Annotated in this window: 21 protein-coding genes; 10 read left to right on the top strand and 11 right to left on the bottom strand. The window is 73.1% G+C overall.

What is annotated here, in order from left to right; translation table 11 throughout:
• Nucleotides 1-122 precede the first annotated feature (122 nt).
• Nucleotides 123-1,112, top strand: a complete 990-nt coding sequence (locus K304_RS0116590; RefSeq protein ID WP_051308533.1) for a LacI family DNA-binding transcriptional regulator — start codon at nt 123-125, stop codon at nt 1,110-1,112.
• Between the two features lie 51 nt (nt 1,113-1,163).
• On the opposite strand, the gene K304_RS0116585 is transcribed toward K304_RS0116590, so the two are convergent.
• The 4 genes from K304_RS0116585 to K304_RS0116570 all read right to left on the bottom strand — a co-directional run bounded on the left by K304_RS0116585 (nt 1,164) and on the right by K304_RS0116570 (nt 5,052).
• Nucleotides 1,164-2,453 (bottom strand): DUF6986 family protein, encoded by a 1,290-nt coding sequence (locus K304_RS0116585; RefSeq protein ID WP_027764675.1) that lies wholly within the window; start codon nt 2,451-2,453, stop codon nt 1,164-1,166.
• 210 nt (nt 2,454-2,663) lie between these two features.
• The gene (locus K304_RS0116580) at nt 2,664-3,626 is read right to left on the bottom strand and encodes an electron transfer flavoprotein subunit alpha/FixB family protein (protein ID WP_027764674.1); all 963 of its coding nucleotides are present in this window, start codon (nt 3,624-3,626) and stop codon (nt 2,664-2,666) included.
• A 66-nt stretch (nt 3,627-3,692) separates the two neighbouring features.
• Entirely contained in the window at nt 3,693-4,478 is a 786-nt protein-coding gene (locus K304_RS0116575; RefSeq protein WP_078529224.1) for an electron transfer flavoprotein subunit beta/FixA family protein, read from the bottom strand.
• A gap of 256 nt (nt 4,479-4,734) precedes the next feature.
• Complete coding sequence (locus K304_RS0116570; RefSeq protein ID WP_027764672.1) at nt 4,735-5,052, bottom strand: thioredoxin family protein; 318 nt, start codon at nt 5,050-5,052, stop codon at nt 4,735-4,737.
• 178 nt (nt 5,053-5,230) lie between these two features.
• Between K304_RS0116570 and K304_RS0116565 the strand changes: the two genes are divergently transcribed.
• Nucleotides 5,231-5,950, top strand: coding sequence for a lysophospholipid acyltransferase family protein (locus tag K304_RS0116565; protein WP_027764671.1), 720 nt, complete (start codon nt 5,231-5,233; stop codon nt 5,948-5,950).
• A gap of 33 nt (nt 5,951-5,983) precedes the next feature.
• Here the strand turns inward: K304_RS0116565 and mycP are convergent, their stop codons facing one another.
• The 6 genes from mycP to K304_RS0116535 form a co-directional block, all read right to left on the bottom strand.
• Nucleotides 5,984-7,321, bottom strand: coding sequence for a type VII secretion-associated serine protease mycosin (gene mycP, locus K304_RS0116560; RefSeq protein ID WP_027764670.1), 1,338 nt, complete (start codon nt 7,319-7,321; stop codon nt 5,984-5,986).
• A 60-nt stretch (nt 7,322-7,381) separates the two neighbouring features.
• Nucleotides 7,382-8,773, bottom strand: a complete 1,392-nt coding sequence (locus tag K304_RS0116555; protein WP_027764669.1) for a hypothetical protein — start codon at nt 8,771-8,773, stop codon at nt 7,382-7,384.
• 40 nt (nt 8,774-8,813) lie between these two features.
• On the bottom strand, nt 8,814-9,134 hold the full coding sequence (locus K304_RS0116550) for a hypothetical protein (protein ID WP_027764668.1): 321 nt from the start codon (nt 9,132-9,134) through the stop codon (nt 8,814-8,816).
• A gap of 153 nt (nt 9,135-9,287) precedes the next feature.
• A complete protein-coding gene (locus K304_RS0116545) occupies nt 9,288-10,373 on the bottom strand; it encodes a threonine aldolase family protein (protein ID WP_027764667.1) in 1,086 nt (361 codons plus the stop codon).
• Nucleotides 10,370-11,149: an SDR family NAD(P)-dependent oxidoreductase gene (locus tag K304_RS0116540; protein WP_027764666.1), complete on the bottom strand. Its 780-nt coding sequence runs from the start codon at nt 11,147-11,149 to the stop codon at nt 10,370-10,372. The genes K304_RS0116545 and K304_RS0116540 overlap by 4 nt, the downstream gene beginning before the upstream one ends.
• A 74-nt stretch (nt 11,150-11,223) precedes the next feature.
• Nucleotides 11,224-12,618, bottom strand: a complete 1,395-nt coding sequence (locus tag K304_RS0116535; RefSeq protein WP_027764665.1) for a DUF6421 family protein — start codon at nt 12,616-12,618, stop codon at nt 11,224-11,226.
• A 231-nt stretch (nt 12,619-12,849) separates the two neighbouring features.
• Here K304_RS0116535 and K304_RS29415 point away from each other — a divergent pair, with 231 nt between their 5' ends.
• Nucleotides 12,850-13,563 carry a glycerophosphodiester phosphodiesterase family protein gene (locus tag K304_RS29415; RefSeq protein WP_051308526.1) on the top strand — a complete coding sequence of 238 codons (714 nt, stop codon included), beginning with the start codon at nt 12,850-12,852 and terminating at the stop codon, nt 13,561-13,563.
• Between the two features lie 70 nt (nt 13,564-13,633).
• On the opposite strand, the gene K304_RS0116525 is transcribed toward K304_RS29415, so the two are convergent.
• Nucleotides 13,634-14,179, bottom strand: a complete 546-nt coding sequence (locus K304_RS0116525) for a GNAT family N-acetyltransferase (protein WP_027764664.1) — start codon at nt 14,177-14,179, stop codon at nt 13,634-13,636.
• Between the two features lie 39 nt (nt 14,180-14,218).
• On the opposite strand from K304_RS0116525, the gene K304_RS0116520 reads away from it, so the two are divergent.
• The 7 genes from K304_RS0116520 (at nt 14,219) to K304_RS0116490 (ending at nt 20,117) form a co-directional block, all read left to right on the top strand.
• Nucleotides 14,219-14,611 carry a VOC family protein gene (locus K304_RS0116520; RefSeq protein WP_027764663.1) on the top strand — a complete coding sequence of 131 codons (393 nt, stop codon included), beginning with the start codon at nt 14,219-14,221 and terminating at the stop codon, nt 14,609-14,611.
• A 170-nt stretch (nt 14,612-14,781) separates the two neighbouring features.
• Nucleotides 14,782-15,384 (top strand): DUF5134 domain-containing protein, encoded by a 603-nt coding sequence (locus K304_RS0116515; RefSeq protein WP_027764662.1) that lies wholly within the window; start codon nt 14,782-14,784, stop codon nt 15,382-15,384.
• A 135-nt stretch (nt 15,385-15,519) separates the two neighbouring features.
• Entirely contained in the window at nt 15,520-16,458 is a 939-nt protein-coding gene (locus tag K304_RS0116510) for a M56 family metallopeptidase (protein WP_027764661.1), read from the top strand.
• Nucleotides 16,459-16,586: 128 nt separating this feature from the next.
• Nucleotides 16,587-17,291, top strand: a complete 705-nt coding sequence (locus K304_RS29410; protein ID WP_051308525.1) for a phosphatase PAP2 family protein — start codon at nt 16,587-16,589, stop codon at nt 17,289-17,291.
• On the top strand, nt 17,288-17,989 hold the full coding sequence (locus tag K304_RS0116500; RefSeq protein WP_027764660.1) for an HAD family hydrolase: 702 nt from the start codon (nt 17,288-17,290) through the stop codon (nt 17,987-17,989). Before K304_RS29410 ends, K304_RS0116500 begins: the two co-directional genes overlap by 4 nt.
• Before the next feature lie 172 nt (nt 17,990-18,161).
• Nucleotides 18,162-18,830, top strand: coding sequence for a TetR/AcrR family transcriptional regulator (locus K304_RS0116495; RefSeq protein WP_027764659.1), 669 nt, complete (start codon nt 18,162-18,164; stop codon nt 18,828-18,830).
• A 177-nt stretch (nt 18,831-19,007) separates the two neighbouring features.
• A complete protein-coding gene (locus K304_RS0116490; protein WP_027764658.1) occupies nt 19,008-20,117 on the top strand; it encodes a sialidase family protein in 1,110 nt (369 codons plus the stop codon).
• The last annotated feature ends 29 nt before the right edge of the window (nt 20,118-20,146 follow it).

Here is a 20,146-nt window from a genome sequence, read left to right as displayed (position 1 = left end):
CGTGTCGTCGGCGCGTGACGACGACACGACGAGGACGGGATGCCGTGGCCGAGCCGACCCCGCCGCACTCCCGTCCGGGCTTCCCCCGTCCGGCCGCCGTCCGCCCCGCCGGGCGGCCGACGATGAAGGACGTGGCCGCACACGCCCGGGTCGGCCTGAAGACGGTCTCGCGGGTGGTCAACGGCGAGGACGGCGTGGCACCGGACACCCGGCTGCGGGTATGCGCGTCCATCGACGCACTCGGCTTCCGCCGCAACGACGGCGCGCGCCTGCTGCGCCAGGGCCGCACGGCGAGCATCGGGATGGTGCTGGAAGACCTCGCCGACCCGTTCTACGCGCCGCTCGTCCGGGCCGTGGAGGAGGCCGCCCGCGCCCACGGGGCTCTGCTGATCAACGGCTCCAGTGCCGAGGACCCGGAACGCGAACGGGAGCTGGTGCTGGCCCTGTGCGCGCGGCGGGTGGACGGCCTGGTGGTGGTGCCGGCGGGCGACGACCACCGCTATCTGCGGCCCGAGATGGACGCCGGCGTGGCCACCGTCTTCGTGGACCGCTCCCCCGGCCTGCTGGACGCCGACGTGGTGCTCAGCGACAACGCCGGCGGCGCGCGCGAGGGCACCGCCCACCTCATCGCGCACGGGCACCGGCGCATCGGTTTCCTGGGCGACCGGCCGGACATCCAGACGGCGGCCGAGCGGCTGCGCGGCTACCGCGCCGCCATGGCGGACGCCGGCCTGCCGGTCGACCCGGCGTGGGTCTCCCTGGGACCCACGGAACCCGCCCGGGTACGCGCGGAGGCGGAGCGCATCCTGGCCGGTCACGCGCCGGTGACCGCGTTCCTCGCCGGCAACAACCGGGTGACGGTGTCGCTGGTCCGGGTCCTGACGGGACGGCCGCGCCCGACGGCGCTGGTGGGCTTCGACGACTTCGAGCTCGCCGACCTGCTGTCGCCGCCGGTGACGGTGGTCGCCCAGGACCCCGCGCTGCTCGGCGGCACCGCGGCCGGGATGCTGTTCCGGCGGCTGGCCGGAGCCGCGGGCGCGCCGGAGCGGGTGACGCTGCCCACTCGTCTGCTGGCCCGCGGCTCGGGTGAACTCCCGCCCGCGCAGGGGTAGTACGCGGCCCCCTTCCGTCCGTCGTCCGGCGGCCGGAGAGGGAGCCGGAGGTCAGCGGGCCGCGGGCCGTCCGGCGAGGGCGTCGAGGTCGGCGCGGGTCATCCCGGTCAGCTTGGCGACCTCCGCCGAGTCGAGCGCTCCACAGTCCAGGCCGCGCAGCAGGTGGCCGCTGAGCGCGCGTGCCGTCGCGGGCTCGTCCATCACGTCCCCGGCGGTGCGCGCGGCGTAGGCGGCGAGGCGGGCCGCGGCCTGCTCCATGCCCTCGCGGTAGAAGGCGTACACGGCGGCGTACCGGGTCGGCAGGTGGCCGGGGTGCATGTCCCAGCCCTGGTAGTAGGCGCGGGCCAGGGAGCGGCGGACGAGGTCGTGGTGGAGCCGCCAGGCGTCGTGCACGCGGGCGGTGGTGCCGACCGGGAGGACGTTGGTGGAGCCGTCGCTGAGGCGCACGCCGGTGCCGGCGGCGGCGACCTGCATGACGGCCTTGGCGTGGTCGGCCACCGGGTGGTCCAGCGCCTGGTGGGCGGCGCCGACGCCGCAGGCGGCGCTGTAGTCGAAGGTGCCGTAGTGGAGCGAGGTGCAGCGTCCGGCGGCCGCGTCGATCATGCGGGCGACCGTGGCGGTGCCGTCGGGCCCGAGGACGGACTGGGTGGTCTCGATCTGGATCTCGAAGCTCAGGCGTCCGGACGGCAGGGCGTGGGCGCGCTCGAACTCCTCCAGCAGCCGCACCATGGCGGAGACCTGCTCGGGATAGGTGACCTTGGGCAGGGTGAGCACCAGTTGCCCGGGGAGGCCGCCGGCTTCGGCGAGGCCGGTGAGGAAGACGTCGAGGGTGCGGATGCCGCGGTCGCGGACGGCCGCCTCCAGGCACTTCATCCTGATGCCGACGTGCACGGGCGCGGTGCCGGGCGCCGCGTCGCGGCAGATCGCGGCGACGGTGCGGGCCGCCCGGGCGGCGGCGGCGTCCTCCTCGTCGTCGGGCCGGGGGCCGTAGCCGTCCTCGAAGTCGATGCGCAGGTCTTCGACGGGCTGGTGGGCGAGCTTGGCGCGCACCCGCCGGTGGACCGGTTCGGCGAGTGCGTCGGGGAGCCCGAGCACGGCGGCGAACGCCTGGGCGTCCGGGGCGTGTGCGTCGAGGAGTTCGAGGGCCTGGTCGCCCCAGGAGTGCGGAGTGCCCTCGTCGACTGCGTCCCCGGGGACGTAGACGGTGTGGACGGGCTGGCGGGTCCCCGGGTCACCGGGGTAGCGGCGCGCCAGTTCGGCGTCGACTCCGGCAAGCGCCGTGGCCGCGTCCCGGGTGATCGATGCTGCGAACGTGGTCGCCACCGGCTGGTCCTGCGCCATCTGTGCCGCCGCCCTTCTCTCCCGGGAGACCGGAAGCACGCCGTTTCTCAACAAAACGTTGAAGTTCTGCTGGGACGCTAACCGCCCGCACCCGCCCGGTCAAGCGCCGTCCGCGGCGGTGACACGCGACCGGGCCCCGCACGCCCGGCCGTGGAGGCGGGGCGTGCGGGGCCCGGTGCGGCGACGGCCGGAGACCCGGCCGGAGCGGCGTCAGCCCTTGCGGGTCTTCACCTGCTCGGTGAGCTGCGGCAGCACCTGGAACAGGTCGCCGACGACGCCGTAGTCGACCAGCTCGAAGATCGGCGCCTCGGAGTCCTTGTTGATCGCGACGATGGTCTTCGAGGTCTGCATGCCGGCGCGGTGCTGGATGGCCCCGGAGATGCCGGCCGCCACGTACAGCTGCGGCGACACGGACTTGCCCGTCTGGCCGACCTGGTTGGAATGCGGGTACCAGCCCGCGTCCACGGCGGCACGGGAGGCGCCGACCGCGGCACCGAGGGAGTCCGCGAGCTCCTCGATGACGTGGAAGTTCTCCGCGCCGTTGACGCCACGTCCGCCGGAGACCACGATCGCGGCCTCGGTCAGCTCCGGACGCCCGGTCGCCTCGCGCGCGTTCCGCGAGGTCACGCGGGTGCCCTGGGCCAGTTCGCCGAACGAGACGTCCAGCTGCTCGACCGTACCGGCCGCCGAGGCGGCCTCCGGCGCGGCGGAGTTGGGCTTGACGGTGACGACCGGGGTGCCGCGGGTGATGCGGGACTTGGTGGTGTAGCCGGCGGCGAAGACCGACTGGGTCGCCACCGGACCCTCGTCGCCGGCCTCCAGGTCGACGGCGTCGGTGATCAGGCCGGAGCCGATGCGGACGGCCAGGCGGGCGGCGATCTCCTTGCCGTCGGCGGAGGAGGGCACCAGCACCGCGGCCGGCGAGACGGCGTCGTAGGCGGCCTGGAGGGCGTCGACCTTCGGGACGACCAGGTAGTCGGCGAACTCGGGGGCGTCGGCGGCGAGCACCTTCACCGCGCCGTACTCGCCGAGGGTCTTCGCGGCGTCTTCGGCGCCGGGGCCCAGGTGCACGGCGACCGGGTCGCCGATACGGCGGGCGAGGGTCAGCAGTTCGAGCGTCGGCTTGCGGACGGCACCGTCCACGTGGTCGACGTAGACAAGGACTTCAGCCATGGTTTCGTTTCTCCTGCGGAAAGTCGTGACGGGGCGTGCGGGCGGGGGCGGAGAGGGCCGGAGCCGTCAGATGAACTTCTTCCCCGCAAGGAACTCGGCGAGCTGCTTGCCGCCCTCGCCCTCGTCCTCGACCACGGTGCCGGCGGTGCGCGGCGGGCGCTCGGTGGCGTCGGTGACCTTGGTCCAGGCACCCTCGAGGCCGACGTCGTCCGCGTCGATGTCCAGGTCGTCCAGGTCCAGGGACTCCACGGGCTTCTTCTTCGCCGCCATGATGCCCTTGAAGGACGGGTAACGCGCCTCGCCGGACAGGTCCGTCACCGAGACCACGGCCGGCAGGGACGCCTCGAGGTGCTCGGTGGCGGCGTCGCCGTCGCGCCGACCGGTGACCTTGCCGTCGGAGACCGCGACCTCCGACAGCAGCGTCACCTGCGGCACGCCCAGCCGCTCGGCGAGCATCGCGGGCAGCACGCCCATCGTGCCGTCGGTGGAGGCCATGCCGCAGATCACCAGGTCGTAGCCGGTCTTCTCCACCGCCTTGGCGAGGACGAGCGAGGTGCCCAGCGCATCCGTGCCGTGCAGGTCGTCGTCCTCGACGTGGACGGCCTTGTCGGCGCCCATCGACAGCGCCTTGCGCAGCGCGTCGTTGGCGTCCTCCGGACCGACGGTCAGCACGGTGACCTCGGCGTCGTCGGCGTCCTCGGAGATCTGGAGGGCCTGCTCGACGGCGTACTCGTCGAGCTCCGACAGCAGGCCGTCGACCGATTCGCGGTCGGTCGTCAGGTCCTCGTTGAAGTGCCGGTCGCCGGTGGCGTCGGGCACGTACTTCACACAGACAACGATCCTCAGGCTCACGCCGGCTCTCCTACTGCATCGTCTCTACGCGCTCGTCGTGTACGCGTTCCGGCCGGTCGGGCCGGTCTGCACGACAGCTTAGTACGCGTTAACGGGCGTTGTTACTCGTCAGTACATCCGTCACGTACCCCGCTGGCAAGGATGTCGAACTGTGACCTTCCCAACGTGGGCCGGGAAGGGGCCAGCGGGCCACACGGCCACTCAATCACGCGCCGCGCCACGACGCTCACCGCACCGCCCGGACGCGCTCCCGCCGTCACGGCAGCGCCCTTCCCAGGGCGCCGATGACGTCCGCCTTGCGCGGCTGTCCCGTCGCCCGGCGCACGACGCGGCCGCGGGCGTCGAGCACCAGCACGGTCGGCGTCCCGGTGATCTCCAGCCTCCGAACCAGCTCCAGCCTGTCCTCCGCGTCGATCTCGACGTGTGCCACGCCGTCCACCATGGCCGACACCTCGCCGAGGATGCGGCGGGTGGCCCGGCAGGGCTGGCAGAAGGCGGTGGAGAACTGCACGAGCGTCGCCCGTGCGCCCAGCCGGTCCACGCCGAGCGTGGCGGCCGTCAGTGCGTCGGTCATGACTCCCAGGATGCACCGGCGGCGGGTGACGAGTCTCTCGCCCCCCGCCGGGACGGGCCTGTGGTCTCCGGTGCGGCGATCGGGCACGATGCGCGGAGGCCGGAAGTTACGTCCCCGTAGGTACTCCGGATTTCATACACCGTCGCGGATGCCACGCCGCGACGAGAAGGGCCCCCGCATGCCAGAGCTCGTCTACCCGCCCGTCATCGGCATAGCCAGAAGCTTCTTCAAGGCGGTCGATCTGCGCTTCGACATAGGCGGCACCGAACACGTGCCCCGGAGCGGCGGCGCGGTGCTGGTCAGCAACCACATCGGGTACCTGGACTTCGTGTTCACGGGCCTGGCCGCCCTTCCCGCGAAGCGGCTCGTGCGCTTCATGGCCAAGGAGTCCGTCTTCCGGCACAAGGTCTCCGGCCCGCTGATGCGCGCGATGAAGCACATCCCGGTGGACCGCGCGCAGGGCGAGCACGCCTACGGGCACGCGCTGCGAGCGCTGCGCGACGGGGAGATCATCGGCGTCTTCCCGGAGGCAACCATCTCCCAGTCCTTCACCCTGAAGAACTTCAAGTCCGGTGCGGCCCGGCTGGCCCAGGAAGCCGGCGTGCCGCTGCTCCCCATGGCGCTGTGGGGGACGCAGCGGCTGTGGACCAAGGGCCACAAGCGGGACTTCGGCCGCAACCACTTCCCGATCAGCATCCGGGTCGGCGAGCCCCTGGCGGCCAAGCCCGGCGAGGTCGCCTCGGCGCTGACCGAGCGCCTGCGCGGGCGGGTCGGCGAACTCCTGGAGGCGGCGCAGCGGGCGTACCCGGGCACGCCGCGCAACGCGGAGGACACCTGGTGGCTCCCCGCACACCTCGGCGGCACCGCACCGCCGCCGCCCCAGCCGCACGGCGCGTAGCGCCTGCGGCGGGCCGGGCCGCCGGAGCCCCGGCTACCGGGGCGGCGGCTGCGGCGGCGGTGCCGGGTGGCCCTGGGGCGGCGGCGTGCCGTACGAGGTGTGCTGCGGCGGCGGCTGCTGCCCGTAGGGCTGCTGCTGGTACCCCTGCTGCGGGTACGGGTGTCCCGGCCCCGGCGGGCCCGGGAACCCGCCCGGGCCCCCCGGCCTCCCGGGCCGGTTCCGCTTGCGGCGCCGCACCACCAGCCAGACGACGAGGGCGATCACCAGCAGACCGACGACCCCGATGACCGACCACGCGATGATCGCCTTCCGGTCGGCCTGCTTCTGCATCTCCGCCGACTCGGCGAGCCGTTCCTTCTGCTCCTGGGCTTCCTTGGTCGCCTCCGGAATCCGGAGCGGCCCGTACTCCGAGCCTTTCGGGATGTCCTCGGTGAGCGCCGCGAGCGGCCTGATCACGCCGTACCCGTACTGCGGGTGGGGCACCTGTGTCCCCTCGACCGATGCCGGCAACTCGGCGGTCTCGGTCAGCCGGTTCACGATCTGCCCGGCCGTCAGGTCGGGGAACTCCGCCTGAAGCAGAGCGGCCGCCGCCGACACGTACGCCGTGGAATTGGACGTTCCGTCACCAATCCCGTAAGCGTTGGGGTCGTTGGGCCCTGATGCGGTCACCACTTCCGTTGCAGGAGCGCTCAGCAGCGTATGCTCGCCCCGGTTGGACCCCTTCCAGAAGCTGCCGGTCTTATCGGTTCCGCTGACGGCCACGACGCCTGCGTAGGCGGCGGGATAACCCACATTGCCGCCGTCGTTCCCGGTCCCCGCCACCACTACGACGCCGTTTCGTAGCGCATAAGCGATAGCCTCGGACTCCTCCTGAGGAGCCAGAGAACGATCTTGCTTCTGAGAGATGTTGATTACCGAAGCGCCCTCATCGACGGCGTATCTGATTGACGCAGCGTAGCCGTCGTCCCGAAAGCCCTTGTCACGGATGGGAAGGATCTTCGCTTCGGGAGCGAGCCCCACCACTCCATCGCCGCTGCCGGGGCCATGCCCGTGCGCCGCGATGATGGAAGCGATGGAAGTGCCGTGGGTCTCGCCATCCTCGTGCGCCGGTTCGCCCCCGTCGATGAAGTCCTTCCCACCCAGCACATTGCCCTTGAGGTCAGGATGGTTGGCGTTGATCCCATTGTCGATCACGGCGACGATCTGGCCAGCGCCCCGGGTTTCCTCCCAGAGTTCCGGGGCCCGAAGTGTCTCAAGCGCCCACTGCGCGTCTCTGATCTCGTCGGCAGCCGCGAGCGGAGCCGGGCTCATCGCCAACCCCCCGGCCAGCGTCAAGACACTCACGGCGCGCAATTTTCGCCTGATGCCCATCTCTAAGGTTTCCTCTTTCCAGCTGAATTGCGGGACCGAACGTAGTCTGCCGTCGCGTTGTCAGTCGACGGTGGGCGGGGCGACGTTCCTTCGCCTTGGCATCCACGTCTCCTCATCCTCGACGAGGTATTCGGGGCGCTGCCCCTCACTCTCCCTCTCGTCCCTCCGCCTGGCGTTACCTGCCGTGCCACCGCGCATGGCACCCATGTCGTTCCGGCCACGCTGACCAGCCTGAGTACCGCCTCGGCTGGAGTGGAGACCTTGGCCACCCTGGCGTTCGGAGGCACTCGCCCCCTTGGGCGTGTCCAGCTTGCCACCGCGTTCCCGCGCCAAGGGACCGCGACCCCGCGCAGCTCCGGCTTGAGAACCCGGGGCCGAACCGGCTCCGGCGCCACCTCGGCCAGCCTGCGCACCTCCCCCCGTGCCGGTAGCGCCGCCCGTAGGAATGCCACGGTTACCCGAGGCGCGACCGACGAGCCCCGGACCTCCCGGAACACCGCCTGCAGACCCCACCGTGGGACCCGGATTAGCAACACCCCGGCCTGCGCTCACCGGTGTGCCGCCGCCGTTCTGCGGAGCCGTCGTGGTGCCGCCGGCAACACTGTCGAGTCTCGTTCCGGCAGCCGGCAGTCCCTGAGAGGTGTTCGGCGCACTGGTCTTGGGCGTACCGACGTTCGCGGCCGGAGTAGCGGTCCTGCCTTCGCGGCCAGGTACAGCCGACGGCCCGCTTCCACCGGGCGAGACGATGACCGGAACCGGAGCGACGCCTCCAGGGTCACCCGGGTAGTCCCCCTCGTCTCGAACCTCCGGCTTCCGCTTGTCCCATGAACCCATGGTCCTCGCCTGGGAGGAGTACGTCAGCGCCAGCGTCTCCATGAGGGCGGCGGTCTTGAGCTGCTCCTCGCGGCCTGCCGAGAGGTCGTCGTGGTGGTTGTCCAGGGCGCGCTGGGCGCCCTCGTTGCCCTGGATCTCGCCGCGCCACTTGGTGTCGTCGCGGGTGAGGCCGTCACCGATCGCGTTGAGCGCGCTGTCGACGTCGCCGGGCACCTCGATCGCGTCGACCTTCGGCTTGACGTCGTTCAGCCGTTCGCCTGCATTGCGCATGGCGATCGAGGTGTGGCTGGCGTACTTGGCGCAGTCGGCGATCTGCCGGCTGATCTTCTGGGCCTTCTTGGCGAACTCGTCCGCGGACTCGCCCTCCCAGTGCTCCAGGATGTGCTTGACGGCCTTGTCGAAGCCGCCTTTGACGCTGTCTCCGCCGCCCACCAGGTGGTCGTGGAGGTGCTTCCACGCGTCGGCGACGCCGAGCACCGTTCCCGGTTTGGCGTCGGCCAGCATCGCCTTCATCGAGTCGATGGTCTCGCCCGTCGCGAACGGAGTCTTCACCTCGCCGGTGAAGCACATGTTCGCCTGCTCGTACTCGAAGCCGAACTGTCCGCCCTGGTCGCTCATCTGCGCCCTCGCCCCCGATCGTTCTCCGCTGCCGGGCCGCTCAGGCCTGGCCGTTGTCCATGCCGTGCTTGGCGTCGTACTCGGCGTTCTGGTAGTTGCCGTGCGCCTTCTTGGTGTTGGTGCCGAAGTCGGCGATGACGTCGTTGATGACGCGCACGATCTCCTCGATGTGCGTCTTCATCTCGCCGTGTGCGCCCGTGAGGTCGCGTGCCTCCTGGAAGCCGCCGCCGCCCAGGGCGCCGTCGGGCAGGAAGGTGTTGTACTTGCTCTTCGTCACCGACTCGCCCATGGCTGAGGTGACCCGGCCGAGCTTGCGCACGGTCTCCTCGAGCTCGCTGAGGTCGACCCGCATCTCACCCATGTTCGTGCTCCCCCCTGAGTCGTCTGCACGCGCCCAGCCCCTACGGGCTGTCCATGATCGGTCACGGACAAGGATGCCATGGGCGTCCGACACGGGACGAAGCGCGTCAGCCCCCGGCGCCCCTTGGGGTGCCGGGGGCTGACGGTGCGCCGGTCAGCGCGAGGCGGCCATCTCCTCGCGGAGCGCGTCCACGAAGGAGTCGACGTCGTCCGGGGTGGTGTCGAACGAGCACATCCACCGCACGTCGCCGGCCGTCTCGTCCCAGAAGTAGAAGCGGAAGCGCTTCTGGAGCCGCTCGCTGACGTCGTGCGGGAGCCGGGCGAAGACCGCGTTGGCCTCGACGGCGTAGAGGATCTCCACGCCGGGGACGGCCCGTACGCCGGCGGCCAGGCGCTGGGCCATGGTGTTGGCGTGGCGGGCGTTGCGCAGCCAGAGGTCCTTGGCGAGCAGCGCCTCCAGCTGGACGGAGACGAAGCGCATTTTGGACGCGAGCTGCATGGACAGCTTGCGCAGGTGTTTCATCGCCCGCACGGCGTCCGGGTTCAGTACGACGACGGCCTCGCCGAAGAGCATGCCGTTCTTGGTGCCGCCGAAGGAGAGCACGTCCACGCCCGCGGCGTAGGTGAAGGCGCGCATGGGGACGTCGAGGGCGGCGGCGGCATTGGCGATGCGGGCGCCGTCCAGGTGCACCTTCATGCCGCGTTCGTGTGCGTGGTCGCAGACGGCGCGTATCTCGTCCGGCGTGTACAGCGTGCCGAGCTCGGTGTTCTGGGCGAGGGAGACGACCTGCGGCATGGCGCGGTGCTCGTCGTCCCAGCCGAACGCCTCGCGGTCGATCAGCTCGGGGGTGAGCTTGCCGTCCTCGGTCGGCACGGTGAGCAGCTTGAGCCCGCCGACGCGTTCGGGCGCGCCGCACTCGTCGACGTGGATGTGGGCGGTGTCGGCGCAGATCACCGCACCCCAGCGGTCGGTGAGCGCCTGGAGGGCGACCACGTTGGCGCCGGTGCCGTTGAAGACCGGGAAGGTCTCCGCGTACGGGCCGAAGTGCGAGCGCATCAGCTGCTGGAGGTGCGCGGTGTAGGCGTCGCCGCCATACGCGGTCTGGTGGCCCTCGTTGGCCAGCGCGAGGGCGGCCAGGATCTCCGGGTGCGCGCCGGCGTAGTTGTCGCTGGCGAAGCCGCGCACCGCGGGGTCGTGGTGCCGCTTGGCGTCCGTGGCCGCCCGGGCGGGGGCCGTCACGGCTGGGGTGTGAGCCACAGGCGCTGTCCGTTCACTTCCTCGGTCGGCTGGTTCCAGGTCCCGGCGATGGCGTCGGCCAGGTCGCGGACGTCGGTGAACGTCTTGAACTTGGCGTTCGGCCGTTCCTTGCGCATCTGGTCGTTCACCAGGGCCTTCACGACCAGGATCGCAGCCGCGGCGGGCGGCGGGCTCTCGCCCCCCGTCTTGCGGAAGGCGTCGGCGAGCGCCAGCGTCCACGCCTCGGCGGCCGCCTTGGAGGCGGAGTAGGCGGCGTTGCCCGCCGTGGGGTTGCTCGCTCCGGCGGCGCTGATGAGGAGGAAGCGGCCGTTGCCGCTGCGTTCCAGGGCACCCTGGAAGGCGAGTGAGGTGTGCTGCACGGTGCGGATCAGCAGGTTGTGCAGCACGTCCCAGTCGCCGAGGTCGGTCTCGGCGAACTGCGCGGAGCCGCGCCAGCCGCCGACGAGGTGCACCAGGCCGTCGATGCGGCCGAACTCCTTCTCGGTGCGGGCCACCCACTCGCGGGTGGCGGCCAGGTCGAGCAGGTCGACGGTGTCGCCGGTGACGGTGGCGCCGCCGTGCGCGAACCTCGCCGCGTCGACGGCCTGCGCCAGCCGCTCCGCGTCGGCGTCGGCGGCCACCACCGTGGCGCCCGCCTCGGCGAGCCGCAGCAGGGCCGCCTGGCCCGCGGGGCCGGCCGCGCCGGCGACGGCGACGACCGCGCCGTCCAGGCCGCCGTCACCGCCGGTGGTCCCGCCGTCGGTCCTGGTACTGGTCATGCTGGTCGCCTCTCTGCGCTGTGCCCTCGCGGGCCCGACTCCGGCCTGCCGCCCGTGATCCGTCGTCCCACCGCTCACGCGGCGAGGGCGGCGGACTCGGCGGTGATGCCCTTGGTCGATGCGATCACACCGCGGAGCTTCTTGCGAAGGGCCTCGTAGAACATGCTCAGCGGGAACTCGTCGGGAAGCACGTCGTCGACGAGCTTGCGCGGGGGGAGGCCGAGGTCCAGCGCGTCCGGGCCCTTGGCCCAGGTCGAGCCGGGATGCGGGGCGAGGTAGGTGGAGACCAGCTCGTAGGCCTTGAACCAGTGCACCAGCTTGGGGCGGTCGATGCCCTCGCGGTAGAGGGTCTCGATCTCCTCGCGGAGGGCGACGGTCACCTCGCGGGCGCGGTCCCAGTCGACGGTGAGCTTGTTGTCCGTCCAGCGCAGCGCGTCGTGCTTGTGGAGGTAGGCGAAGAGGAGCTGGCCGCCCAGGCCGTCGTAGTTGCGGTTGCGCTCGCCGGTGACGGGGAAGCGGAAGAGGCGGTCGAGCAGCATGGCGTACTGCACGTCGCGGCCCTGCGGGACGCCGTCGGCCTCGAGCTTGACGCCCTCGCCGAAGGCGGTCAGGTCGCAGCGCAGCTCCTCCAGGCCGTACATCCAGAACGGCTGGCGCTGCTTGATCATGAACGGGTCGAACGGCAGGTCGCCGTGGCTGTGCGTGCGGTCGTGGACCATGTCCCACAGCACGAACGCCTGCTGGGCGCGCTGCTGGTCGGTGAGGAGGCCCTTGGCGTCCTCGGGCAGCTCCAGGCTGGTCACCTCGCAGGCGGCGTCGATCACGCGGCGGAAGCGGGCGGCCTCGCGGTCGCAGAAGATGCCGCCCCAGGTGAAGCGGTCCGGGGCCTCGCGCACGGCGATGGTCTCCGGGAAGAGCACCGCGGAATTGGTGTCGTAGCCAGCCGTGAAGTCCTCGAACGCGATGCCGCAGAACAGCGGGTTGTCGTACCGGGTGCGCTCCAGCTCGGCCAGCCAGTCGGGCCACACCATGCGCAGGACGACGGCCTCGAGGTTGCGGTCGGGGTTGCCGTTCTGGGTGTACATCGGGAAGAGGACCAGGTGCTGGAGGCCGTCGGCGCGCTGCCGGGCGGGCTGGAAGGCGAGCAGCGAGTCCAGGAAGTCGGGCACGCCGAAGCCGTCCGCGGCCCACCGGCGCAGGTCGGTGACCAGGGCCTCCAGGTAGGCGGCGTCGTGCGGCACCAGCGGTGCGAGCTCCTGGACGGCGGTCACGACGCGCTCCAGCCCGGCTTCGACCTCGGCGCGGGCCGGGGCGTCCTCGGCCGCGAAGTCGATCGAGCCGTCCTTGGACTGGGCGGGCCGCAGCGTTTCGACGGCCTGCTTGAGCACGGGCCAGGCGGGGTGGTCCACCACCCGGTCCGTGGACACGGCGGGGCCGTCCACGCTGCTGGGCGAAAGAATTTCCGTCATGACCGGACCTCCACGGGAGAAAATCGCGTACGACCACGGTATCGGGAGAACGTCACCCCCTCAAGTGGCGATCACGGAAATTCTTCTGCTCGACCCCCCTCATACCGCTGTTCTTCCTGTCGGTGTCGTCCGTTCGTGTGGACACGGTGGAGGCCCCGAACTTCCCTCCACGGCCGCTAGTCTGAGGCGGCACACCGCCGTCGGCCACCGCAGGAAAGCGAGAGCGCTCACGTGTCCATGCTCACAGTCGGCCACCGCGGCCTGATGGGCGTCGAGCCCGAGAACACCCTGCGGTCCTTCCGCCGCGCCGACCGCGAGGGGGTGGACGTGATCGAACTCGACCTCCACCTGAGCAGCGACGGCGCGCTCGTGGTGATGCACGACGCGGAGGTGGACCGGACCACCGACGGCACCGGCCCGGTCTCCGGCTTCACGCGGGCCGAGCTGCGCGAGCTGGACGCCGGCGGGGGCGAGCGCGTCCCGGTGTTCGAGGAGGTCGTGGCGGCCGTGAAGGCGCCGCTCCAGGCGGAGATCAAGGACGCCGCCGCCGCCCGGGTGCTGGCGGAGGCCATCGAGAAGCACGACCTGCACGAGCGGGTCACCGTGATCTCGTTCCACGACGAGGCGCTGCGGGAGACGCGCACCCTGCTGCCCGGCATGCCGCTGGTGCTGGTCGCCGGGCGCTCCTCGCCGACGGCTCCCGAGCGCGCCCGCGAGCTGGGCGCGGTGATGGTCTCCCTGGAGCTGTGCCACATCGAGGCGGAGACCGTGAAGGCGGCGCACGAGTCCGGCATCGAGGTGATCAGCTGGACGGTGAACACCCCGGAGGACCTGGAGCGCGCCCGCGGACTGGAGCTGGACGGCGTGGTGACCGACAGGCCGGAGATCCTCGTCGCGGTCCGGGGGACGCCCCGGGACGCCGCGGAGGACCGCGGACGGTCCTGAGGCGGCGGCCCGGAGGGCAGAGCGGCGGCCGCGCCGCGCCCCCGAGGAGCCCGGAGCGGTCCGGTTCCGCTCAGGCGAGGGTCTTGACCAGCAGCTCGAAGGCCAGGTCCGCCCGCTGCGGGAGGCCGAAGCGCTCGTCGCCGTAGGGGAAGGGGCTGAGTTCGCCGGTCCGGGCGTAGCCGCGGCGCTCGTACCAGGCGATCAGGTCCTCGCGCTGGACGATCACCGTCATGTGCATCTCCCTGGCTCCCCACTCCTCGCGGGCGGCGCGCTCGGCCTCCGCCAGCACCCGCCTGCCCAGGCCACCGCCCTGGAGACCGGGGCGCACGGCGAACATCCCGAAGTAGGCCAGGCCGGAGCGGTTCTCCAGCTGGCAGCAGGCCACGGTCTCCCCGTCCTCCTCGGCCAGGAGCATGCGGCTGTCCGGGGACGCGACGACGGCCCGGACGCCCTCGGGGTCGGTGCGCTGCCCGCCCAGCAGGTCCGCCTCGGTGGTCCACCCCGCCCGGCTGCTCTCACCCCGGTAGGCGGACTCGATCAGGGCGACCAGCGCCGGCACGTCGGCCTCCTCGGCGGCACGGAAGGCGAGCGCGGTGCGGGTGTCGGCGTTGTCCATGCCCCGGAGCGTAACCGCAGCGCGTTATCGTCCGGCCCCATGGTCCATGTACTGAGCAGCCGCATCCTGCTCCGGCCCACCGACCCCGAACGCTCCCGCGCCTTCTACGGCGGGACGCTGGGCCTGGCGGTGGCCCGCGAGTTCGGCACCGGACCGGAGCGCGGCACCGTCTACTTCCTGGGCGGCGGGTTCCTGGAGATCTCCGGCCGCGCCGAGGAACCGTCCTCGCCCGGCCTGCGGCTGTGGCTCCAGGTCGCCGACGTCGCCGCGGCCCACGCGGAGCTGGGTGCCGCGGGCGCCGAGGTGCTGCGTCCGCCCCTGCGGGAGCCGTGGGGGCTTGAGGAGATGTGGATCGCCGCCCCGGACGGCGTGCGCATCTGCGTGGTGGAGGTGCCGGCCGACCACCCGATGCGCTACCGCCCGGGCCTCTGAGGTCCGGGCGATCCGGGCGATCCGGGCCGGTCGCCGCGCCGGACTGCGGTGGGGGACGCCTCGGGGCGCACGCCGGGGTGCGCACGCCCCTCCGGATGCCTCCGTGCGCCGCCTTGCGGCCACCGGTGTGAGGGAAGCCTCCGTGCGACGGCGAGCGCGGAGGGGGCGTCATGCACGGGCCTGCCGTGGTGAGTTGGCTGCTGGTCGTGATGTGCGGGGCCACGGGGGTGTACTGCCTGCGCACGGCCGCACGTGCCGCCGGTGCGCCACCCGGCGGGGCACGTGTCGAGGGGGTGATGGGCCTGGCCATGGCGGCCATGGCGCTGCCCGTCCGGCCTGCCGGGGCGCTCTCGGAGGCCGCCTTCGCGGTGTTCTTCGGCGCGCTGGCGGCCGCGGCGCTGTGGTCGGCCCGTCCGGTACGGGCCGGTCGTGCCGGCGGCCGGCACCGCTGGCACGGCCTGCACCACGCGCTGGAGGCGCTGGCGATGGCGTACATGGCGGTGGTGATGGCGGCCGCAGGCGGCGGGCAGCACGCCGGGCACGGCGCGGGACCGGGCGGCGTACCCGTGCTGACCGGCGCCCTGCTCGCCTACTTCGCGGGCTTCGCGCTGTACACCGGCGCCCGGCTGGCCCCCGCTGCGGCGGTCCCGGTCACGGCGCCCGCAGGGAGCGGAGCGGGCGCCCTCGGGCGCCTTCCTCCCGCCGCGGGGATGGCCCCCGCGTGCCGGCTCACGCTGGCGCTGAGCTCCTTCACCATGCTGCTCACGGTGTGACCGCGCGGCCCGCCGCCGCGTGAGACGGTCCGCCGCCTCGTGACCGTGCCGCTCGCGCCCGCGCGGCGTGAGGCATGCGTCACTCCTGCGGCGGGCGGCCGTACGGAGCGGGGCGAACGGTCATAGGCTGTGACCATGTTGGTGCCGCTCGCGCTGCTGGTCCTGGGGGCGCTGGCCGCTGCTGCGGCTCCCCGCGTCCTCACGCGTTCCTCCTGGCCGGACCGGGAACCGGTGCTGGCCCTGTGGGCCTGGCAGTGCGTGGTGGCGGGCGTTCTGCTCTCCTGCCTCCTCGCCATGGCGCTCTCCGCGGCTGCCGCCTGGCAGGCGGTGCGCGACCACGTGTTCGCGCCCGCGCCGCACGGCGTCCAGGAGGCGTACGGACTCGGCGCCTACGACGGGTGGGCGGGCGCCGTCGCCCTCCTGCTGGCCTGCGGCGGCGCGTGGACGGCGGCGATGCTGCTGCGGGAGATCCGCGACGCGCGGCTGCGGCTGAAGCGGCGCCGCGGCGAACTGCGGGTCCGCGCACCCCGGCTGCCCGGCGAGGAGACGCGCGCCGGCGGACCGCTGGTGGTGCTGGAGAGCGACCGCGCGGACGCCTGGTGGCTGCCCGGGGCCGTTCCGCAACTGGTCATCACGACCGCAGCTCTGCGCCGCCTGAAGGGACGGCAGCTGGACGCCGTTCTGGAGCACGAACAGGGCCACGCACGCGCCCGCCACGACTGGCTGCTGAACTGCTCCTCCGCCCTCGCCGTCGGCTTCCCCCGGGTGCCGGTCTTCGCCGCGTTCCGCGACCAGGTGCACCGCCTGGTCGAGCTGGCGGCCGACGACGTCGCCTCCCGCCGTCACGGCCGCCTCACCACGGCCCTCGCCCTGGTCGAACTCAACGAGGACCGCGGCGTGTTCGGCCCCTGCCCGGCCGAGGGCGCCCTGGTCCCCGCCCGGGTCCACCGGCTGCTCGCCCCGGCCCCGCGCCTGACGGTGACCCGCAGACTGCGGACCGTCGCAGTCGCCTCGCTGGTGCCGCTGATCCCGCTCGCGGTGGCCTTCGTCCCCGGACTCAGCGCCCTGGGCTGACCTCCCGGCCGCTCGCCGGCGGGACGTCCGGACGCCGGTCCCTCGCCGGCTCCCCCGCAGGCCGACGGCCCGCGGCCCGTCGGGCGCGCCCTGTTGGCCGGGGCGGCCGGCTGGGTGAGGATCGCCCCATGTCCGCTGCGTCACGTCTTCCGTCCTCCCCTCCCCCCACCGGAGCGCCGTCGCCGCGGCAGGCGGCGCCGTGGGTGTGGGCCTCGGTGTGCGGCGGCCTGGGTGTCGCGCTGATCCTGCTGGTCGTCGCCGGGTGGCCGCCGCTGATCGACCTGGACGAGGGCGTCTCCCGCACGCTGCACGACGCCGCGCTCGCCCACCCCGGCTGGACCGGCACCGCGCGGGTGCTCACGGACTGGGTGTGGGACACGGTCACCATGCGGATGCTGGTCGCGGTGGTGTGCGTGGTGCTCTGGTGGCGCGGCGAGCGCGCCCTGGCCTTCCTCCTCGCCGTCACCATGCTGCTCGGCGTCCTCGTGCAGCAGGGCCTCAAGGCCCTCGTCGGGCGCGAACGGCCGCAGTGGGAGAACCCCGTGGACGCGGCCCACTTCGCCGCGATGCCCTCCGGACACGCCATGACGGCGGCCCTCGCCTGCGGCCTGCTCACCTGGGTGGCCTGGACCCGTCTGCACCGGCCCGCCCTGTACTGGACCGTGACGGCGGTGGCGGCGGTCTCCGTGGCGGGCGTGTCCCTCACCCGCGTCTTCCTGGGGGTGCACTGGCTGACCGACGTGCTGTCCGGCGTCGCGCTGGGCCTGGCCATGGCGGCGCTGGCGGCCGGGAGTTGGCAGGCGCTGCGGACCGCGGGGAAGATCGCCGCATGACGGTTCGCGGTGTGCTGTTCGACTTCTCCGGAACCCTGCTGCGCGTCGAGCCCGCGGCCAGGTGGCTGGCCGCCGTACTGGCCGGGTCGGGCCTGGAGCTGCCCGCGGCGGAGGCCGCGGGGTACGCGGCGCGGCTCGAACGGGCGGGCGCCCTGCCGGGCGGCGCGCCACCGCGGGCCGTACCGCCCCACCTGGACCGGCTGTGGTCGGAGCGCGACCGCAGCGCGGAGCAGCACCGGGCGGCGTACACCGGGCTGGCCCGGCAGGTGCCGCTGCCCAGGGAGGACCTGTACGACGCCCTGTACGACCGGCACATGACGCCGGAGGCCTGGGAGCCCTACCCGGACGCCTTCGAGGTCCTGGGCGCGCTCCGCGACCGCGGGGTCCCGGTGGCGGTGGTGAGCAACATCGGCTGGGACCTGCGTCCGGTGTTCCGCGGCCACGCGCTGGACGGCTTCGTCCAGGAGTACGTGCTCTCGTTCGAGCACGGCGTGCAGAAGCCCGACCCTCGGCTCTTCCGTACCGGGTGCGCGGCGCTGAGACTGGAACCGGAGGAGGTGCTCATGGTGGGCGACGACCGGCGCGCCGACGGGGGTGCGACGGCCGTGGGATGCGCCTACCACCCCGTGGACCATCTGCCGGTCGAGCAGCGACCGCACGGTCTGCGGCCGCTGCTCGACCTGCTGGGGCCGGCCTGAGGGGGTCGGCGGCCCCGTCCCCCGCCAGGGGACGAGAGCCGATACCGGGACGATCCCCCGCGTCGCCCCGGTATCGGCGGTCGTACCGGGCCGTCGGCTGCCCCGCAGGGGGCCGGTCCCGGAGTACGGCTGAGTATATTGGCTCTGAGCCAGTCAACGCAGGAGTTACAGGATGTCCCCTCGGAGCGCATCGGTCAATGAAGAGTTGCGCCGACGCTCCCGGGAGCGGCTGTTGCAGGCGACCGTGGAGCTGGTGGGCGAACGCGGGTACGAGGCCACGACGCTCGGCGACATCGCCGACCGGGCCGGTTCCGCACGGGGGCTGATCTCCTACTACTTCCCCGGCAAGCGGCAGCTGTTCCAGTCGGCGGTGCACCGGCTGATGCACCTGACGCTCTCTGAAGCCCTGGACAGGCCGCCCGCGCCGCAGGGCCCGGACGCCGGCCGCGAGGTGCTGGCCCGCGCGATCGACGCGGTCCTCGGACTCGCCCGCGACCGGCCGGTGCTGATGCGGGCGCACATGGCCGGGATCCTCCAGCAGGAGGGCTTCGTCAAGTGCGACGAGCAGCGCCGTCTCGCCGCGCTGCTCCGCACGGCGATGGTGCGCTACGGGTCCGAGGACCCGGACGCCGACTACCCGATGCTGCGCGCCCTCCTGATGGGGGCGGTGGTGGCGGTCCTGCTGCCCGGCGCCCCGATGCCCCTGGCGCGGCTGCGCGCCGAGCTCTTCGACCGGTACGGGCTGGACTGGGGACTCGGCGTACCGCCCGCCGAGACCGCTCCCGCGACCGCCGCCGGACCTCCCCCTCCGCCGCCGGCCACGCTGCCGGCGCAGGGCTGACCCGCGGGCAGCCGGGGACGGCGGCGTGTGCGAGCGGGCCGTTGTCAGTGCGCTGGGGCAGACTTCTTCCCGTACGCGCCCGGCGTGCCTTCGTCCGGGACGGGCACGGCGCGGCGCGGGCCCGACCGTCCCCGCGCACCGGGCGCGGGGCGACATCCCACGAGGCGGTGGCCAGGCATGACGGAAGTACTGCTCGCGGTAGGTACCCGCAAGGGCCTGTTCCTGGCCCGCCGGGACGCCGGACGACGCGCCCGGGACGGCTGGGAGTTCGACGGCCCGCACTTCAACGCGCAGGCGGTCTACTCGGTCGCGATCGACACCCGCCGCGGCGGCGCGCCCCGGCTGCTGGTGGGCGGGGACAGCTCGCACTGGGGCCCGTCCGTCTTCCGCTCCGACGACCTCGGGGCCTCCTGGCAGGAGCCCGAGCGGCCCGCCGTCCGCTTCCCGGAGGACACCGGCACGTCGCTGGAGCGGGTCTGGCAGCTCCAGCCCGGCGGTCTCGACGAGCCGGAGGTGGTCTACGCGGGCACCGAGCCGGGCGCGCTGTTCCGCTCCGAGGACGGCGGCCGCAGCTTCGCACTGGTCCGCGCGCTGTGGGACCACCCCACCCGGAAGGACTGGGTGCCGGGCGGTGGCGGGCTCGGCCTGCACACCGTCCTCGTCGACCCGCGCGACTCCCGCCGCGTCACGGTCGCCGTCTCCACCGGAGGCGCCTACCGCACCGCGGACGGCGGGCAGAGCTGGGAGCCGTGCAACCGGGGCGTGCAGGCGACGTTCCTGCCCGAGTCGCAGCGCTTCCCGGAGTACGGCCAGTGCGTCCACAAGGTCGCCCGCGACGCGGAGCACCCGGACCGGCTCTACCTCCAGAACCACTGGGGCGTCTACCGCAGCGAGGACGGCGGCGGCACCTGGACGTCGATCGGCGACTCGCTGCCCTCCGACTTCGGCTTCCCCGTCGTGGCGCATCCGCGCCGCGGGGGCACGGCGTACGTCTTCCCGCTCAACGCCGACTCCGACCGGGTGCCCGCCGACCGGCACTGCCGCGTGCACCGCACCCGGGACGCGGGCGCGACCTGGGAGGCGCCGGAGGCCGGTCTTCCGGAGCAGGCGCACTACGGGCCGGTGCTGCGCGACGCGATGTGCACCGACGACGCCGACCCGGCGGGCGTCTACTTCGGCAACCGCAACGGCGAGGTGTACGGCAGCGCGGACGAGGGTGACAGCTGGCGCCGCCTCGCCCGCCATCTGCCGGACGTGCTCTGCGTCCGGGCCGCGGTGATCGGCTGACGGCTCAACCCCTGCCGGAGTCAGGGGAG

The sequence above is a fragment of the Streptomyces sp. CNS606 genome, from assembly GCF_000426325.1.
Note: the sequence above shows the minus strand (reverse complement) of the source record. Positions and strands in the feature narration are given on the sequence as shown.